Source organism: Aliiroseovarius sp. M344 (assembly GCF_025140835.1).
GTDB lineage: Bacteria > Pseudomonadota > Alphaproteobacteria > Rhodobacterales > Rhodobacteraceae > Aliiroseovarius.
Genome location: NZ_CP081153.1, coordinates 2,974,286 through 2,991,067, shown reverse-complemented (window position 1 = coordinate 2,991,067; position 16,782 = coordinate 2,974,286). Strand labels below are relative to the sequence as shown.

At 58.0% G+C, this 16,782-nt stretch carries 13 protein-coding genes; 3 read left to right on the top strand and 10 right to left on the bottom strand.

Going from position 1 to position 16,782, the window contains the following annotated elements; genetic code table 11:
• The first annotated feature begins 15 nt into the window (after positions 1-15).
• Both K3556_RS14675 and K3556_RS14670 read left to right on the top strand, forming a co-directional pair.
• Complete coding sequence (locus K3556_RS14675) at positions 16-675, top strand: sugar transferase (protein WP_260517499.1); 660 nt, start codon at positions 16-18, stop codon at positions 673-675.
• Between the two features lie 43 nt (positions 676-718).
• Positions 719-2,830: a Wzz/FepE/Etk N-terminal domain-containing protein gene (locus K3556_RS14670; protein WP_260517498.1), complete on the top strand. Its 2,112-nt coding sequence runs from the start codon at positions 719-721 to the stop codon at positions 2,828-2,830.
• Positions 2,831-2,882: 52 nt separating this feature from the next.
• Here the strand turns inward: K3556_RS14670 and K3556_RS14665 are convergent, their stop codons facing one another.
• The 10 genes from K3556_RS14665 to K3556_RS14620 all read right to left on the bottom strand — a co-directional run bounded on the left by K3556_RS14665 (position 2,883) and on the right by K3556_RS14620 (position 14,748).
• On the bottom strand, positions 2,883-4,250 hold the full coding sequence (locus tag K3556_RS14665; protein WP_260517497.1) for a polysaccharide biosynthesis/export family protein: 1,368 nt from the start codon (positions 4,248-4,250) through the stop codon (positions 2,883-2,885).
• Positions 4,251-4,439: 189 nt separating this feature from the next.
• Positions 4,440-5,591, bottom strand: coding sequence for a glycosyltransferase family 4 protein (locus K3556_RS14660; protein ID WP_260517496.1), 1,152 nt, complete (start codon positions 5,589-5,591; stop codon positions 4,440-4,442).
• Positions 5,592-5,600: 9 nt separating this feature from the next.
• Positions 5,601-6,671: an EpsG family protein gene (locus K3556_RS14655; RefSeq protein WP_260517495.1), complete on the bottom strand. Its 1,071-nt coding sequence runs from the start codon at positions 6,669-6,671 to the stop codon at positions 5,601-5,603.
• A complete protein-coding gene (locus K3556_RS14650; RefSeq protein ID WP_260517494.1) occupies positions 6,668-7,420 on the bottom strand; it encodes a hypothetical protein in 753 nt (250 codons plus the stop codon). The genes K3556_RS14655 and K3556_RS14650 overlap by 4 nt, the downstream gene beginning before the upstream one ends.
• A 43-nt stretch (positions 7,421-7,463) precedes the next feature.
• Complete coding sequence (locus K3556_RS14645; RefSeq protein ID WP_260517493.1) at positions 7,464-8,129, bottom strand: HAD family hydrolase; 666 nt, start codon at positions 8,127-8,129, stop codon at positions 7,464-7,466.
• On the bottom strand, positions 8,126-9,367 hold the full coding sequence (locus tag K3556_RS14640; protein ID WP_260517492.1) for a glycosyltransferase: 1,242 nt from the start codon (positions 9,365-9,367) through the stop codon (positions 8,126-8,128). Before K3556_RS14640 ends, K3556_RS14645 begins: the two co-directional genes overlap by 4 nt.
• Positions 9,364-10,509 carry a glycosyltransferase gene (locus tag K3556_RS14635; protein ID WP_260517491.1) on the bottom strand — a complete coding sequence of 382 codons (1,146 nt, stop codon included), beginning with the start codon at positions 10,507-10,509 and terminating at the stop codon, positions 9,364-9,366. The genes K3556_RS14640 and K3556_RS14635 overlap by 4 nt, the downstream gene beginning before the upstream one ends.
• Entirely contained in the window at positions 10,506-12,305 is a 1,800-nt protein-coding gene (locus K3556_RS14630) for an ABC transporter ATP-binding protein (protein ID WP_260517490.1), read from the bottom strand. The genes K3556_RS14635 and K3556_RS14630 overlap by 4 nt, the downstream gene beginning before the upstream one ends.
• A complete protein-coding gene (tviB, locus tag K3556_RS14625; protein ID WP_260517489.1) occupies positions 12,305-13,585 on the bottom strand; it encodes a Vi polysaccharide biosynthesis UDP-N-acetylglucosamine C-6 dehydrogenase TviB in 1,281 nt (426 codons plus the stop codon). The genes K3556_RS14630 and tviB overlap by 1 nt, the downstream gene beginning before the upstream one ends.
• A gap of 143 nt (positions 13,586-13,728) precedes the next feature.
• Positions 13,729-14,748 carry an NAD-dependent epimerase/dehydratase family protein gene (locus K3556_RS14620; protein WP_260517488.1) on the bottom strand — a complete coding sequence of 340 codons (1,020 nt, stop codon included), beginning with the start codon at positions 14,746-14,748 and terminating at the stop codon, positions 13,729-13,731.
• A 156-nt stretch (positions 14,749-14,904) separates the two neighbouring features.
• Here K3556_RS14620 and ilvD point away from each other — a divergent pair, with 156 nt between their 5' ends.
• Positions 14,905-16,740, top strand: coding sequence for a dihydroxy-acid dehydratase (gene ilvD / locus K3556_RS14615; RefSeq protein WP_260517487.1), 1,836 nt, complete (start codon positions 14,905-14,907; stop codon positions 16,738-16,740).
• The last annotated feature ends 42 nt before the right edge of the window (positions 16,741-16,782 follow it).

Below are 16,782 nucleotides of genomic sequence, written 5' to 3'. Positions count from 1 at the left end.
ACCATAAGAAAGTTCATGTACGATTTCGGCACAACCCCGAGCCAATTAAGATGCTTGGATCCCACACAGGCGAAACCTGTCGTTGGTACGCCGTTAGGGTTCGCCATTTGCAAACGCGCTTTCGATCTCGGTTTCAGCCTGCTTCTTCTTCCTATTCTATGTGTAGTCGCGGCCTTTCTTTTGCTGGCGAACTGGGCTGTCAATCCTGGACCAGTCCTGTTCATGCAGCCGCGGATGGGCCGGAACTGCGTTCCATTTATGGCGTTGAAGTTTCGTTCGATGACGCCATCCCGCCGCAGCCGTGGTGCGAACGATCCGCTTGAAAAAGAGCGGATCACCCTTTTGGGCGCGATGTTGCGCCAGAGCCGGCTGGATGAACTTCCCCAGATCATTAATGTCTTGCGAGGGGAGATGAGCCTGATCGGCCCGCGGCCCGATTGTTATGATCACGCAATTACTTTTTTAAACAACATTCCCGGTTACAGGGACCGCCATGCTGTGCTGCCGGGCATCAGTGGCTTCGCGCAGACCGAAATAGGTTATGCAGAAGGCACCGAGGCGACGGTTAAGAAGGTTGAGGCTGACCTCCACTATATCGCCAATCGCAGTCTAGGGTTCGAAGCTTGGATCTTCTGGCGGACGCTTCTGACGGTCACCGGCCTTAAGGGACGATAGCGGCGTGCGCGTCCATAGTCACAAAATTCACGAGGGTCCTTGAATGAACATACAGCACGGCTTTGCGGGCCCTTATGGTGCCGTAGCGCAGCATGACCAGCCTGGCACCCACGATCTGGATCTCGTTCGCATTGCGCGTGCCCTTTGGCGCGGGCGCAGACTGATTGCTGCTGTTGGCGTGCTCAGTCTGGTGTTAAGTGGCATTTACAGTTTCGGTGTCGCACGACCCAAATACGCGGCGACGACTTTGCTGGTTCTAAAACAACCAAGCGATCCGGTGACCAGACAGACGGTTGGCATTCAAGATTTGCCTGCAGATCAAACCGACATGAACACTGAACTCCACATTATTGAATCGCGAGGGCTGGTACTGGATCTGATTGACGAGCTTGCGCTGGCTGGTGATCCGGAATTCAATCCCGTATTGCGGCGCAGCGCTGGCTCGACTTCATCGTCGCTGCGTCCAACTGCTGTTGCTTTAGAAGCAGAGCAACTGGATCAGGTGGTGCGAAATGTGCGGGATGCCATCTCGGCAAGGGTGCAACGAAACACCCACATTTTTTCGATTTCGATAACGTCTGAGGATCGCGAGAAGGCCGCTCAAATGGCCAATGGCCTGGCCCGTCTTTACCTTCAGGATCAGGTGGATACGAAATTTGCAGCAGCCGAGGATGCGGTCAGGTGGCTGTCTCAGCGCGTCGGTAGCTTGCAACAAGATTTGGCTGCGAGTGAAGACGCAATTTCTGGCCTCAAGGCGCGAATGGAGCTGACCTCGGTCGAAGCGCTGGCATTAACCAACGCAAGACTGAAAGATGCGCGAGCGCGGCTGGCGGACCTGAGCCAAAAGGCGCGACAGGCTGAAAGCAACGCGCAGCAATTTGACCAGTTTCGGCAGTCTGGAGATATTGCCGCCATCGCAGCCCTGACAAGCGACGCAGAGCTTTCCAACCTTCTTACGGACCAGAAAATCCTGGCAAACGCTTCCCAGATTGACGTGCGCTTGGGTCAGATCGAAGCCCAGTTCCATACAGCGCGGCAGCGGTTGGTGTTGCAGCTGTCAGCGCTTGAACGGTCAGTTGACGAGCTAGAGGCAACCGTCGCGACACAAGGCGACGGCCTAGCCCAGTTGCATCAGCTGGAACGTGAAGCCCAAGCGACACGTGTCCTATATGAAACGCTTTTGTCGCGGCTAAAAGAGGCCAGTACGCTTCGGGGATTGCAGCAGGCGGATGCGCGTGTGCTTTCGGCGGCGGCGGCGGGCACTTATCAATCGCCCCGGAAGGCATGGATCATGTTGCTGTCGATGCTGGTTGGGATGACCGTGGCGAGTATTTATGTTTTGTCTAAGCAATTCATTCATTCCGGGTTTCGGACTGCGGACGAATTGGAGGAAGCGACCGGCAGGCCTGTTATGGGGCAAATCCCTGTCTTTCCCGTCGATGATCGTAGTGAACTGGTGCAGTTCCTGGCCCAACACCCCACCGCCGCCTCCGTCGAAGCCATTCGCAACCTGCGCACCTCGCTTTTGATGTCGAACATCGACCAGCCGCCCCAAGTCATCTTGACGGCCTCAGCATTGCCAGGTGAAGGGAAGACCACGCACGCAGTTGCTTTGGCGCAGAATCTGGCTGGTCTGGGCAAGCGCGTTTTGTTGATCGAAGGTGACATTCGCCGCCGGACACTGGCGCGGTATTTTCCTTCGACCTCAAAAGGTGGGATCGTTTCCGTATTGGCGGGCGAGGTGTCCCTATCAGACGCCGTGCAGCACGTTCCAGCCTTGGTCGCCGATGTGCTGTTAGGGGAAACGTCGCAATCCAGTGCCGCAGATATTTTTGCCTCGCGTCGGTTCGAAGAACTGATGAAAACGGCGCGCGCGAGCTATGACATCATTGTCATCGACAGCCCGCCTGTGCTTGTAGTGCCAGACGCAAGAGTGATCGCGCGCCACGCCGATGCGGTTCTTTTCATGGTGGGTTGGGACAAGACAACAGGCCGTCAGGTAGCCGAAGGGTTGCGGCAGTTTGAGTTGGCGCACTGTGGCGTGACAGGGATGGTCTTGTCTCAGGTCAAGCCGGTCGAATTGGCGCGGTATGGATACGGGGAAACCAACCCGGCATATTCCAGGGTGGCTGAAGGCTATTACTCCGCAACCTAAAGCGTTTCGAGAAAACTGCGACACCAGTTTTTGGCAAAACGCACGAAACGCCTTAAGGGATGCCGCTGTCGCCATTCACTGACTTGTTGATCAGGATCGGGAAGGCTTGTTCGAAGGCGCGCGACCACTTGGTGATCGGCTGTTCTTCGATGAAAACGATGTCATTGGGGCGCATTTGCATCCGGGTGGCCAGCGTCAGGTTGATCACGTTGGTGGCATCCAGATGCCAAGCGGTGACTTTGGTTTCATCCGCGCCAGATCCGGGGCGGATCACATAAATCTGAGCCGGGTCACCAGTTCGCGTATCAAATCCACCCTCGTCATAAAGCACATCTGCCAGACTTGCTTGACGCCCATAAGGCAAGGCGACGCGACCCTGCTGTGCGACCTCGCCAGCAAGATAAACATAGTCACGCTTCTCTGCCCCCAACTCGCGGCGGGCAGAGAAGCTGGAGCGTCGTTCGTCAAGGGCGCTGCGCTGCACGGCCATCTCGGCTTCTAGTTCCGAAATGGCTTGAAGGCGTGCGCTGCGTTTCATGCTTATCGCGGCAATCTGCGTCTCGTAAAAGGCCATCGCGCGGTCAAAGTTGTAGTTCTCATCAACATAGATCGCGTCGCCGGGCAGCAGGGTCAGATCGCGGGCACGCGCATCTGAACGAAGAGCGCTGGCGGGCACTTGATATAGTGTTCCGTTGCGATAGAGCCGAACCAGAGTGGTGTCCACGTCGGTCGCCGTAACGCCGCCTGCCTGCGCCAGTGCGTCGGCCAATCGCAGGGGTTTCAAGGCGACTGGCACAAGACCTGTCCGTGCAACTTTCCCGCCAACTGCGACGTGCTGCGAGTTGAACTCGGTGATTTCCAAGCTGAAGGCCGGATCGATCTTTTTCGCAACGAGGGCTTGGAATAGGGCGTCTTCTGCGTCTTCCAGAGTTTTGCCGGCGATATTGACCTGGCCGATGTCGGGAAGCGAGATCATCCCGTTGTCGCGCACTGTAAACCCCTGCCGTTGAGTCTGCGCGGTGAGGAGTCCGCCCAGCTCTTCGATTGTACTGGCGGAGTTTTTGGTCACCATAACCACGACGTCGCCAACTCCGATTTTGTATCGAGGCGCGGTCACCTGTGCGGGAAGATTGGTGGCGATTTTTTGGCGCGATTGACCAGGGCCTTGCGGGATGTCGGGCATTGCGCCCATCCCGCGCATGCCGGATCCACTGGCAACCGAATGAAACGCGTCGGGCAGGTCTATGGGGCTGTAAGGTGCGCGGTTTGCTTGCTTGACCGAGCTTGCGGTGATCTGCACCACTTGCACGTTCAAACCAGCGGCCTGACTTTGTACCGTCGGGCTGTGATAGGTCACACCGCATCCCATCAAAAGAAGGCTTGTGCCCAGAAGAAAAGCGCGCAGTCCGTTATGGGGCATGGGTTCCTCTGTTGATCAGAGCCAAGGACTGAAATCTGTCCCGGCAAGCAGGGATTGTGTGTTTGGTCTATACATATCAAGATTGCAAAAGATTGGCATTAAAAAAACCATAGGTTGTTTTGATAGAAAGTGTGGTCGGCCGATTGTGTTGCCGAATTGCGGCGCGTCAGTAATCGAGTAGGCAAGGGTTCATGCGCGCAATTGGGACGCAGTCTGGCGCGTGGTTCCAACTGAGCCAGATGTCAGATCCGCGATGGCCGTTAAGTAGGCCTCGACGACGATGGATTGGTCAAATTCTCGCAACATCTTCTCTCGACCCGCAGCGCCCATCATAAGGCGGGCATGGGTCGGCATGTCAGCAAACAACTCGACCCTTTGCCTCAGGCTTTCAACATCACGCACGGCGCATAAAAGGCCTGTGACCTGATCGTCTACCACATGCCGACAGCCCGGCACATCGGTGGTGATCACGGGGCGAGCCATGCTTGCGGCTTCCAGCAATGTGCGTGGCGCCCCCTCACGGTAAGATGGCAGAACCACGCAATCCGCCTGTGCGATATGGGGTCGGACATCGGAGTGTTCGCCCAAGTGCTCGATAGTGCCATCTTTTATCCAGCGGTTCAGATCTGTGACACAAAGTGCAGATCGATTGGCCGCATCGACCGAGCCTAGGATCTGAAACCGCAGATCATTGCGGGTGGCCCGGATACGACGCGCGGCCTCGACATACTCGCCTACACCCTTGTCACGCAGCAACCGCGAAATCATCAAAAAGACGGTATCCCGGCTACGCGGTAGCGGCGCGGGCGCGAAATGGCTCAGATCAACCCCGGACCCGGGCAAAAGGCGCGGTTGATTTGACGTTATCAGCTTTCGGTTCAAGAACAGATCCCGGTCGTCCGGGTTCTGAAAGAACAGGACTGGCAGGCCTCGGAAAGCAAAGCGGTACAGCGTTTCGACCACCAACCTGAGCGCGCCGCCTGATAAAAACCCCGTCCCAAGGCCCGAAATATTAGGCAAGAAAGGTATACCCATCCGCTTCGCAGCGACGGCACCAAAAATGTTGTTCTTTACCGTATAGCTGAGGATTACATCTGGCCTGAGGGTCGCAAAATGCCGGGTAAATCGCCCCACCAACTTGGCGTCTTGGCGCGGTGACAAGCCTTGCACGTCCATGCTTAGGTCCACCACCTCGCACCCCAACGCCCGCAAAGCGTGCGCCGCGTTGTCAAGGGGCGCTAAAACAGTGACGTGGTGACCTTGTTTCAGCAGTGCCTCGATAACCGGGCGCCGAAAATTCAGGGCATTCCAAGAAGCGTTTACGGTCAATAGGACTCGCATCGGATAACCTCAGTTTGGAAGTTGATAGATCTCGGGCAAAGCAAAAAGCCAGGTGTCATAGGGCAGATAGCAGTAATGAAAATGGGTCGAGTAAATCGCCCAGACAGCCAGCATCACCAACAACACCGCGTAAGACGCTGCGGATAGGATGGCACCCGCCGTGCCGAGACCAAGATATGGAATGCGCGCCAGAACAACGGCCTGTAGCGGCACAAGAAAATAGGCGATTCGGTCGGCGATCACGCTGGAGACTCCAACCAGCGGAAGTGTGGCCAGCATCAGCAATCCGCCCAGCACCGATAGCCGGTAGTCAAACCCAAACCGCGCGTGCCATGCGGGGCGCAGAATGATGAAAAACAACGCTGCCGTCAGTGCCAGCAGCCCCGCACGATATAATGCACCATGCGCGTCGACCCCTGTATTGACATAACGTGATATGGCAAGCTGAGCACTGTCGCCGGAAGCCAGTAAGAACACACCCGGCACGGCCAGAACCAACGATGAAAACACCCGCGCTTTGATCCAGCCACGCCCCACCAACGGGGCCATCAACAAGAAAACGCCTGCGCCCGCATGAATGCCGGTGGCGATCAGGGTGTGAATGGTGAACCGCACTGTTCGACCCTGATTGAAGGCCGCAAATGCCATGCACATCATGCCAATCGAAGCTGCTTGCCGGATACCGGACATTGGCATGTTGAGGGTGAGGACAGGAAACAGAAGGATCAAGAAGCCCAGCCGATCGAGCTGCTGGCGCGCAAGGACATGCACGCCCGCGAAAAAAATCGCTGCCGACGCGACATTGAGCCATGGATACCCTAAACCCAACTGCCCGATGAGTTGCACCAGCGCCCACCATATTGGCTCGCGGTTGTTTAGGGCGTCGGTAAAGCCGAGGTCGAGTTGGATCAGAAAGTGGCGGTAATACCCGTTCCAGTCGCAGCCAACCTCAAGCCGGAACGCCGCGAAAACGAACAAGGTGGCCAATAGGATGGGATAGGTTTGATCACGCAGCCGGGGATGGCGGGCCGTGGCAAGCCGAAGCGCAATCAATGCAAGGAAGATGGCGACATATATCACGGTTGCGCCACATCCTGCCCGCGCCAAGGCACCGCGCCGCGTGCCACATAGATGCTTTGGACGACCAGCCCCCATACCAAGCAGATCATTGGAGCAGGCTCGGCGGTTAGAATGGTCAACAGTGTGATCAGTGGGAAGACAGCGATATGCGTTCTAAGATGATAGCTACGCGCCTTGCGCTCGGGTAAAGACAGCCGGCCCTTTGCGTCCAGATACGTCAGGAACCGCGGCAAGCTGAACAGCAAAAGTGCAGTTGCAAACACGATCAGTATGGCGACCGTATCCCCGGCGATAATCAGCAACGGCAGGACAGGAAGCGAGAATCTGAGCAGGGACAATTGCAGGAAAGTATAGAATTTCATCTCTACAGCGCGCAGGCTGTTATGGGCGATCAACGCAGCAACGAGGGCCGCAATGAAAGCCCAGTATAGGCCCACCATCGCGACGCCCAAGGCTGCAGCGGCAGCCAGAACCACCGTAAGTCGAATGGCGACAAACGCGAGGGTGAAGGCAGCCGATGGGATAAGCTCTACGCGTTGCCGGGGCGTGGGGTCGTGGCGCAACCCATAAGTGTCATTGGCCAGATATCCCACCTCGTAGATGCTGATGAACGCGAGATATCCCAGCAGATACGTCATCGCGGCAACGCCGTATGTCAGGTCACCCAGATGCGCCACAAGGATGAGCCCCGGCACCCACGCCGTCAAAGCGTTTACGACAAAATCGCGTGGCCAATGATAGCGGGACACGAATGCATAGCCAAAGGGCATAAGTAGGATCAAAGGTGATGGCCTAGTGGCACAGGGTTTCGGCATCCCAATCCTTCATCCATTTTCGCGGCGTGCCCGCAGCCACCAGCATTGCTGGGTCCGCAGCCGCCAACAGATCTCCGTCCGATCGGTTGTCGGTAATCACCGCGAAGTTCACATCTTTCAGAGAGCTGTTCAGATATGCCTCGACCGCTTTGCGTTTCTGCCCGGTAAGGTCTTGTGACAGCCGCCCGGTCAGTTTGGCGTCGCGCAGCTGTGGGCGTGAGGCAATGCAAGGCAGATCGAGCTGGCGGGCGATCTCCTCAACCACTGGCGCAATTGCGTTTGAGACCAACACCGGTTGCCACCCCGCGGCGCGCATCTGCGCCACGCGGGCATGTGTCGAGGGTATGAGGTGTTGTGGCAGATGGTCGGCGACATACCGCGTGGCCGATGCTTGCAGTGCGGTCAGTCTTTCCCCCCTGAGGCTTGCCAGCACAAGGGCGCGATGGGGATCAAAGCCAGACAGTTTTGCAACGACAACCAGCCCAAGACGCAGCGGGCCGGATCGCGACATAGCCGTCAGCGCGGCATGTCGCCAACGGTGACCCCGACGGGCGTGATGAAAAATCATCAATCCAGCGGTTGTGTTGGTGCTATAAAGCGTGCCGCAGACATCTACGGCCAGAATGCCGGGTTTCTCCGTCATGCGGCTTGCCTTTCAGCCAGAAACATTCGGTAGATCGCGTCATACTGATCGCAAGCCCGCTCAAGCGAAAACCGCTCGGCGGCATGGGTGCGGATGACAGTGCGCGGTGCGAAAGGGGCGGATGCGATGGTGTGCGCAGCGTGGTCAATCGCGGCGCTGTCGTGGTGCGCCAACACCAGACCGAAACGACGGTCCGGCAAGATGTCGTTGATGTCTCCAATCCCCGTGTTGCTGATGACGGGCAATCCACAGGACTGGTACTCACCGACTTTGGTGGCGGAAACCCCAAGGCTCGATTTGCTCGCGATCCGGAAGGACAGTCCAATATCAGCGGCGTTCAGAAGGGCAGGCACCTCATCATGCGGCACGCTGCGACAGGTCAGATCCTTTGGGTCCAGCGTGACGCCCAGCTTTGATGCTTCGGTGACATGATGCTTGACGTTGTGGTCGCCGATCAGCAGCAGCCGGGCCCACATCCCCCGTGCCTGAAGCGCCGCGAGCAAACGATAAGTCGTGCCCATCTGATACAGCGGCCCTGCCGAACCTAGATGCGTCAACACGACATCTTTCGCCGAAAAGCCAAGGTTCTGGCGCGCCTGCGCCCGCATAGCTTTGTCGGCACGAAAGCGGCTCTGATCAACGCTGCAAGGGATAACGCTGGTTATCGACCCGGCCACCGGGCGTCGCGTCGCCACCACGGATTTCGCATCATTGGTCAGCGTGACAATCGCTGATGCACCGTTGATTGCCCGCGTTTCCAGTTTGCGAAAGTGACGGGCAAGGCTTCGGCCCATCGGGCCTTGCCAGATACCGGCTTCGCAACGCTCGTCCACCCAGAAGCCCCGCATGTCGAACACAAATGGCAGCCCGCGTCTTTGGCTGACGGGCAGCACTGCGCCCAAAGGCATATAGCTGCGACAGTGGATCAGGTCGGGTCGAAAAGTTTCGACAAGCTTATCCAAGCGGCTTTGCATCAGTCCGGGCATGGCGAAGCGTTCGAGCTTTCCCGCCAATGGCAAACTGCGACGCAGGATCGGACTGTGGATGATCCCCGCGCTTTCCAACCGCGGCGCAATCATCGTGTTGTATTCGGTCTGCCGGGACGGGTGTTCAACGGAAAGGCAGGCAATTTGATTGCCGCGCGCCGCCAGTCCTTCCAGATAGGGCAGAATCTGTGCCGTTCCGATGTGGTCGGACAGTCCGTTGTTGGTAATGAAGATCGAACGAATAGCGCTCATACAGCTCTCTTTGTGCTAATAAATTGTGGTTTCGGGAGGAGTGAAATGAGTTTTCCGGCAGCAATTTCCGGTGCGAAATCCGCGGCACGTCGGCGTGCGGCGTCTGGATTGTGTTGGGCATGCAGCGCGGCGCCCAACGCGGCGCCCATGGCAACAGCGTCACCTACCGGGACCAAAGAACCAATTTCGTCGGTGTTCAAGATCTCGGCTGGGCCATGGGGGCAGTTGGTCGAAATGACAGGCAGCCCGTGCGACAAGGCCTCGACGATCACATTGGCGAAGCCTTCGCTGCGCGAACTCACGGCAAAAAAATTGGCGGTGGCGTAATAGGCTGCGGTGTTAGGTGTGAACCCGGGCATTGTAACCCGTCGCGTCAGATCTAGTGACTGAACGATCTCGGTCAGCAACGCGCGATCCGGTCCTTCGCCAAGGATCACCAGTTCCGCATCGCACCCCTTATCCAGAAGGAGTCGAAAGGCGCGAAGCAGGGTCGGAAAGTCTTTCTGCCAACGCAGATTACCAACGGCGAGAATCCGATGCTGGGCCTGTGCGGGCCAATCTGCGTGACCCGTTTGGACATCAGGTTTGGGAACTGGATTGTGGATCACCGTGACCGACCCGGTGGGCAACCGACCCAACCGCTCCAGATCGCGGGCCGACCCGGCAGAGACCGAGACATTTTGCAGCGCTCTCGGATAGGTCACGCGAATGCTGGCGCGCAACGCAAGGCGATGCAGCGTGCCCTTGCCTGCGTATTGGTCTGACAAGGTGGCGTGATCGGTTGTTATGACAGGCACCTGTGTGCCGTGAGCGGCCCAGATTGCGATACTGGTCAGCGGCCACATGGCAGGCACCAATGCGAATGGCGTGTTGAGCTGCAACCAGCGGCGTAAAGGTGTGGCAACAGCCCGCAACCGGCCGGCATTGAGGTCGGTTATGGGGATGCCTCTGCGCTTGGCGTCCGCCAGCAAAACACCGTTGGCCTGTGCCAACAGAAAGTGCGGTGCGAAGCCAAGTTTTTTCATTTCCGTTGCGAGGGTGAGCATCACATTTTCCGCGCCGCCACCGCGTAGGTCTGGCAACAGGAACGCCAGTTTCGGCGCGGTTTGCGGGGCGGGCGCGAAGGCTTGTGCGTGTTTCATGCTGCCACCCCGGCCAAGGCGCGAAACCCGTCATGCCGGTCGATCAGTTCGACGTAACTGCCGCTCGCCACGATGCGCCCGGCCTCAAGAACAATGATCTGGTCACAGGCTTCGACTGTGGAAATTCGATGGGCGATCATCACGATGGTCTTTGTGCCCTGCAGTCCGGAAATCGCCGCCATCAACTCCCGTTCTGTTTGAGTGTCGAGCGCACTTGTTGCCTCATCAAAGACCAGCACGTCGGGGTCGCGATACAGCGCGCGCGCGATGCCGATGCGCTGGCGCTGACCACCCGACAGCCGCACGCCGTTTTCTCCGACCCTGGTGTCATATCCATCGGGTAATTGTGTTTCGATGAAGCGATCCAGTTGCGCCATTCGGGCGCATTCTTTGATGCGATGCCGGTCGATCTGCGTGCGGGGTACGCCAAGGGCGATGTTCTCGGCAACGCTTGTGTCGGCCAGAAAGATAGACTGCGGCACGTAACCAATCGACGCCTGCCAGTCTTTGACATTTGCCTCGGTTACCGGCTCGCCATCGACACTAAGCTGTCCTGTTTGCGGCGCCAGAAGACCCAAAAGCAGGTCGATAAGCGTGGTTTTTCCAGCCCCTGTGCCGCCGACGATCCCGACAGACGCGCCTGCCGGGATGCGCAAAGACAGATTGTGAAGACTGCGGCTCACACCGTCGTAGGAATAGCTGACATGGTTCAGCGCCAACTGGGATCGCAGGCCCATCGGTTGTCGGCCAGTGAAGTGTGGCAAACCATCAGACAAGCTGGTCATGTCCTCAAACAGCACATCCACCGCACCCGCGCCAAAGCGAAGTTCGACCATCGCGCGATAGATGCCTTGAACCGAGGGCAGCATCCGATAGCCCGCGAAGGCATAAACACCAAGTTTTGGCAGAATGGCCGCGGAACTTGCATTCGGGCCAAGGGTCGCCAGCAATGCCACGCACAAGAGCAGCATGCCGCCAAAGCCGATCGCCTCAACCAGATATTTCGGTACCTGGCCCAGAACGAGGTTCGCGGCCTGCATCCGCGAAACCTCTATCGACGGGGCGCGGAAGTGGTCAAGATAGGCGTCTTCTTTGCCCAATACGCGAATGTCTTTGATCCCGCCCAGCACTTCGCGCGCGATGGTGAAGCGGGCCTCATCGGCGGTGACACGGCGGGCGCTGTTGCGCGTGACAAGGCGCCGGATCGTTAGAAAGATAATCGCGTAGGCTGTGCCCAGAATGGTCATCGCGGTGAAGGCGATGATCGGGTCCACGACGAAAAGAAAACCCAGCATCGCCAGAAGCGTCACCATTGAGGTGGTCAACCGCAACACCGGCGCCAGCGCGAACATCGTGACCTGCTCGACTTCGGACAGGATGTTCTTGGCCATTTCGCCTGTGTGGCGGCCCAGAAAGAACGCATAGGGTTGGCGAAGATAACGTTCGATCAGCCGTGTTCCAAGACTGTGGCGGCGCATCTGGACGAACCGCGTCATCGCGTATTCGCCAGCACTGCGGATCAGCGCGCCGCTGACAAGAAGGGTGAAGGTGACAAGCGCCAGTGCGAGCAGGAAACTGTGGTGATCGGTGAACCCGCCCCATTGATAGGCGGCGGACAGGTAGGAGTTCGTCTGAACAAGGCTGGGGTCTGACAGGGCCAGAAAAAACGGAAAGACCGAGGCGACGCCGATCACCTCGAACACCGCCATGACCAGTGCAAGGCTCAGCACCAGCGTGCCGCGCCGCCGTTCGCGCGGGGTCAAAAGCGACCAGAGTTTGCCAAGGGTTCGCATCATCACAGCCGCAGATCCGCCATTTCCCGCGGCAGGGCGGATTTCACGTCATAGATCACCGACAGATTTTTGGCATAGCCATTGATCCACCCCGCCGGGCGATCCAGATAAGCACGGTGCGGCACCGCCAGAATCACGCCGTCATAACGGTGCGATTGGGGCGTGTCGGTCAGGTCGATCCCGTATTCTGCACAGGCCGTGACTGGGTCGGCATAGGGATCGTGGATATCCACTTGAACGCCATAATCGCGAAGTTCCTCCAGAATATCGACGACGCGCGTGTTGCGCAGATCGGGACAGTTTTCCTTGAAGGTCAGGCCGAGGATCAGCACGCGCGACTTCGCGACGTTGATCCCCTTGCGCATCATTGACTTGATCATCTGCCCGGCGACATAGGCCCCCATGCCGTCGTTGATCCGCCGACCTGACAGGATCACCTGCGGGTGATAGCCGATTTCCTCGGCCTTGTGGGTCAGGTAATAGGGGTCGACGCCGATGCAGTGACCGCCGACCAGCCCCGGCTGAAAGGGCAGGAAATTCCATTTGGTGCCCGCGGCCTTCAACACCGCGCCGGTGTCGATGCCCAACCGGTTGAAAATGATCGCAAGCTCGTTCACCAGACTGATGTTCAGATCGCGTTGTGTATTTTCGATCACCTTTGCGGCCTCGGCCACGCGGATGCTTTCTGCCTTGTAGGTGCCCGCCGTGATGATCTGGGCATAAAGCGCGTCGATGCAGTCGGCGGCTTCCGGCGTCGAGCCAGAGGTCACTTTCACAATCGTCGGCAGACGGTGGTCGCGGTCGCCGGGATTGATACGTTCGGGGCTGTAGCCCACGAAGAAATCGCGGTTGAAGGTCAAGCCCGAGAGGGCTTTGAGGATCGGAACGCAAACCTCTTCCGTCGCGCCGGGATACACGGTGCTTTCATAGATGACGGTGTCGCCTGCTGACAACGCGCGCGCTACGGTTTCGCTGGCGCGTCGCAGGGGTGTAAGGTCGGGTCGGTTATGGGCGTCGATGGGGGTGGGCACGGTTACGATGAAGATGTTGGCCTTCGCCAGCGCGTCCGGGTTGTTACTGAAAGTCAGATGGCGCGCATAGGACAGGTCGTTCGTTGTTACTTCTTCCGTGCGGTCGATGCCGGATTGCAAGTCACAAACGCGGGCAGCGTCGATGTCAAATCCGATAACTGGCCGCTTCTTGCCGAACTCGACCGCCAACGGTAGGCCGACATAGCCCAACCCGATCACCGCGATCTGTCCCACGTCCGGAAAGTCTTTCATCGCCTAATGCGTCCGTTATCCAACCACAACACAACCATTGCGGGTGTAACATTGCGTAAAATTCCGTTAAAAGAAAGTTAAAACTCAACCTAGAGAGGTAAAATGCGACAAGGCATGTATTCTTGCTCCGCACACACGGGGTATCAGACCTTGTAATAGTCTCGATACCACGCGACGAAGCTGTTGACCCCTTCGCGAAAATCGGTGGCGGGGCGATAGCCTGTCAGCCGCTTCAACAGCGTTGCATCCGCCCATGTGGCCGGAACATCGCCCATCTGCATTTCCATATAGTTGCGCTGGGCTTTTCGACCCAAGGCATCCTCGATCGCATCGACGAAATCCAACAGGCGCACCTTGTCGGAATTGCCAAGGTTCACCACGCGATAGGGTGCGGCGGGCGACAGGCTGTCGCCATCTTCGATGTCATCGGGGCTGTCGGGTCGCACGGGCACGGCGTCGATCAACAGGCGGATGCCACGCACCAGATCCTCGACATAAGTGAAATCGCGGAACATCTCGCCATTGTTGTAGATGTCGATGGGGGTGCCGTCGATGATGCCTTTGGTGAATTTGAACAGCGCCATGTCGGGGCGTCCCCACGGGCCATAGACGGTAAAAAACCGGAACATCGTTGTCGGCAAATCCCACAAATGGGCATAGCTGTGCGCCATGCTTTCGTTTGCCTTCTTGGTGGCGGCATAGATTGTGAGCTGAGTGTCGGCTTTATCGGTCTCGGTGAACGGCATGTCGGTGTTTGCGCCGTACACCGAACTGGTCGAGGCCATCAGCAGGTGATCGACCTTATGCCGCCGGGCGGCCTCCATCACGTTGAAGGTGCCAATCACGTTGCTGTCCAGATAGGCGCGGGGGTTTTCAAGGCTGTAGCGCACGCCAGCTTGGGCCGCCAGATGCACGATCACATCAGGCGCAAAGTCGTCCGCCACCGTGTCAAACAACGCCTGATCTTCCAGCATCCCTTCGGTCATGGAGAAACCGGGGTCTTGCAGCAACATCTGATGGCGGCGCTGTTTCAGGGTGACGTCATAGTAGTCTGTCATCCCGTCGTAGCCGTGGACCCGGAATCCTTCAGCCAGCAGAAGTTTGGACAGGTGATAGCCGATAAAACCGGCGGACCCGGTGACCAAAACTTTGCGCTGCGCCATGGGATAGTGCCTTTCAGGGTGTCGTTCTGGTCGCTTCTAACGTGGAGATCGGGCAGCGCCAAGCTAGATCGTGCCGCGCCAATCTGCGCTGGTGTCATTGCGCGTGGAATGGTAATCCGCTTTCTGAACCCAATTTCCAGACAAGGTGGGGACCCTATGCCTGCTTATCGCTCCAGAACTTCGACCCATGGCCGCAATATGGCCGGTGCCCGCGGCCTTTGGCGCGCGACCGGCATGACCGATGACGATTTCGGTAAGCCGATCATCGCTATCGTGAACAGCTTCACCCAGTTTGTGCCGGGCCACGTTCACCTGAAAGATCTGGGCCAGATGGTCGCGCGCGAGGTCGAGGCGGCCGGCGGTGTGGCCAAGGAATTCAACACCATTGCCGTAGATGACGGGATCGCGATGGGCCATGACGGCATGCTCTATTCGCTGCCGTCGCGCGAAGTGATTGCCGATAGCGTTGAATATATGGTTAACGCGCATTGTGCGGATGCGATGGTGTGCATCTCGAACTGCGACAAGATCACGCCGGGGATGTTGATGGCGGCAATGCGCTTGAATATTCCAGTGATCTTTGTTTCGGGCGGCCCGATGGAAGCGGGTAAGATCGACATCGCCGATCTTGATATGACCAAGATCGACCTTGTTGATGCAATGGTTGCTGCCGCAAGCGAGGACCTGACGGATGAACAGGTCCAGCATATCGAAGAAAACGCCTGCCCGACCTGCGGGTCGTGTTCGGGCATGTTCACCGCGAATTCGATGAACTGTCTGGCCGAGGCGCTGGGTCTCGCGCTGCCCGGCAATGGCTCGACCCTTGCCACGCATTCGGACCGTAAGAACCTGTTTCTGGAAGCCGGGCGCAAGATCGTCGAGATCACCAAGCGCCACTATGTGAACGAAGAAAAAGGTTTTCTGCCGCGCGAGATTGCAACCTTTGACGCGTTTGAAAACGCCATGTCACTGGACATTGCCATGGGCGGTTCGACCAACACGGTTCTCCACCTGCTGGCTATCGCGCATGAGGGCGAGGTCGATTTCACCATGAAAGACATGGACCGGCTCAGCCGCCATGTGCCGTGCCTGTGCAAGGTCGCGCCCAACATAGCCAATGTGCATATGGAAGATGTGCACCGTGCTGGCGGCATCTTTTCGATCCTTGGTGAGCTCAGCCGCGCTGGGCTTTTGCACAATGATTGCTCAACTGTGCATTCCTCGACGATGGGCGAGGCGATTGCCAAATGGGACATCAAGGTCGCCAACAACCCCGACGCTGAAAGCCTGTTCAAAGCCGCCCCTGGTGGCGTGCGCACCACGCAGGCGTTCAGCCAGTCGAACCGTTACAAGGAACTTGACACGGACCGTGAAGGCGGCGTGATCCGCTCGAAGGAACATGCGTTTAGTCAGGACGGCGGTCTGGCCGTTCTGTTCGGCAACATCGCGCTGGACGGTTGCATCGTGAAAACGGCGGGCGTGGATGCTAGCATCCTAAAATTCACCGGCACCGCGCATGTCTGCGAAAGTCAGGACGCGGCGGTCAGTGACATTCTAACCGGCAAAGTGAAGGAAGGCGATGTGGTCGTCATCCGCTACGAAGGGCCGCGCGGGGGGCCGGGGATGCAGGAAATGCTGTATCCGACCAGCTATCTGAAATCCAAAGGGCTGGGCAAAGCCTGTGCGCTTTTAACCGACGGGCGTTTTTCCGGCGGCACCTCGGGGCTGTCGATCGGTCACGTTTCGCCAGAAGCCGCCGAAGGGGGCGCGATCGGGCTGGTTCAGCAAGGCGACAAGATCGAGATCGACATCCCCAACCGCACCATCCATTTGGCCTTGTCCGACGACGAACTGGCCGCCCGTCGCGCTGCGCAGGACGAAAAAGGCTGGCATCCTGCCGAACCGCGCAAGCGCAAGGTGTCGAAGGCATTGAAGGCCTATGCGCTGCTGGCGTCGTCTGCTGCCAAAGGGGCCGTCCGCGTAATCGACTGATCCATGCCGGAATGAAGCACCAAGGGCAGGGGGAAACCTCTG

Excerpts from the sequence above, each read along its gene's own strand:
- K3556_RS14665 (WP_260517497.1), bottom strand. The coding sequence starts at position 4,250 with ATGCCCCATAACGGACTGCGCGCTTTTCTTCTGGGCACAAGCCTTCTT.
- K3556_RS14645 (WP_260517493.1), bottom strand. The coding sequence starts at position 8,129 with ATGACGGAGAAACCCGGCATTCTGGCCGTAGATGTCTGCGGCACGCTT.
- tviB (WP_260517489.1), bottom strand. The coding sequence starts at position 13,585 with ATGAAAGACTTTCCGGACGTGGGACAGATCGCGGTGATCGGGTTGGGC.
- K3556_RS14670 (WP_260517498.1), top strand. The coding sequence starts at position 719 with ATGAACATACAGCACGGCTTTGCGGGCCCTTATGGTGCCGTAGCGCAG.
- K3556_RS14640 (WP_260517492.1), bottom strand. The coding sequence starts at position 9,367 with ATGAGCGCTATTCGTTCGATCTTCATTACCAACAACGGACTGTCCGAC.
- K3556_RS14630 (WP_260517490.1), bottom strand. The coding sequence starts at position 12,305 with ATGATGCGAACCCTTGGCAAACTCTGGTCGCTTTTGACCCCGCGCGAA.
- ilvD (WP_260517487.1), top strand. The coding sequence starts at position 14,905 with ATGCCTGCTTATCGCTCCAGAACTTCGACCCATGGCCGCAATATGGCC.
- K3556_RS14635 (WP_260517491.1), bottom strand. The coding sequence starts at position 10,509 with ATGAAACACGCACAAGCCTTCGCGCCCGCCCCGCAAACCGCGCCGAAA.
- K3556_RS14620 (WP_260517488.1), bottom strand. The coding sequence starts at position 14,748 with ATGGCGCAGCGCAAAGTTTTGGTCACCGGGTCCGCCGGTTTTATCGGC.
- K3556_RS14660 (WP_260517496.1), bottom strand. The coding sequence starts at position 5,591 with ATGCGAGTCCTATTGACCGTAAACGCTTCTTGGAATGCCCTGAATTTT.
- K3556_RS14675 (WP_260517499.1), top strand. The coding sequence starts at position 16 with ATGTACGATTTCGGCACAACCCCGAGCCAATTAAGATGCTTGGATCCC.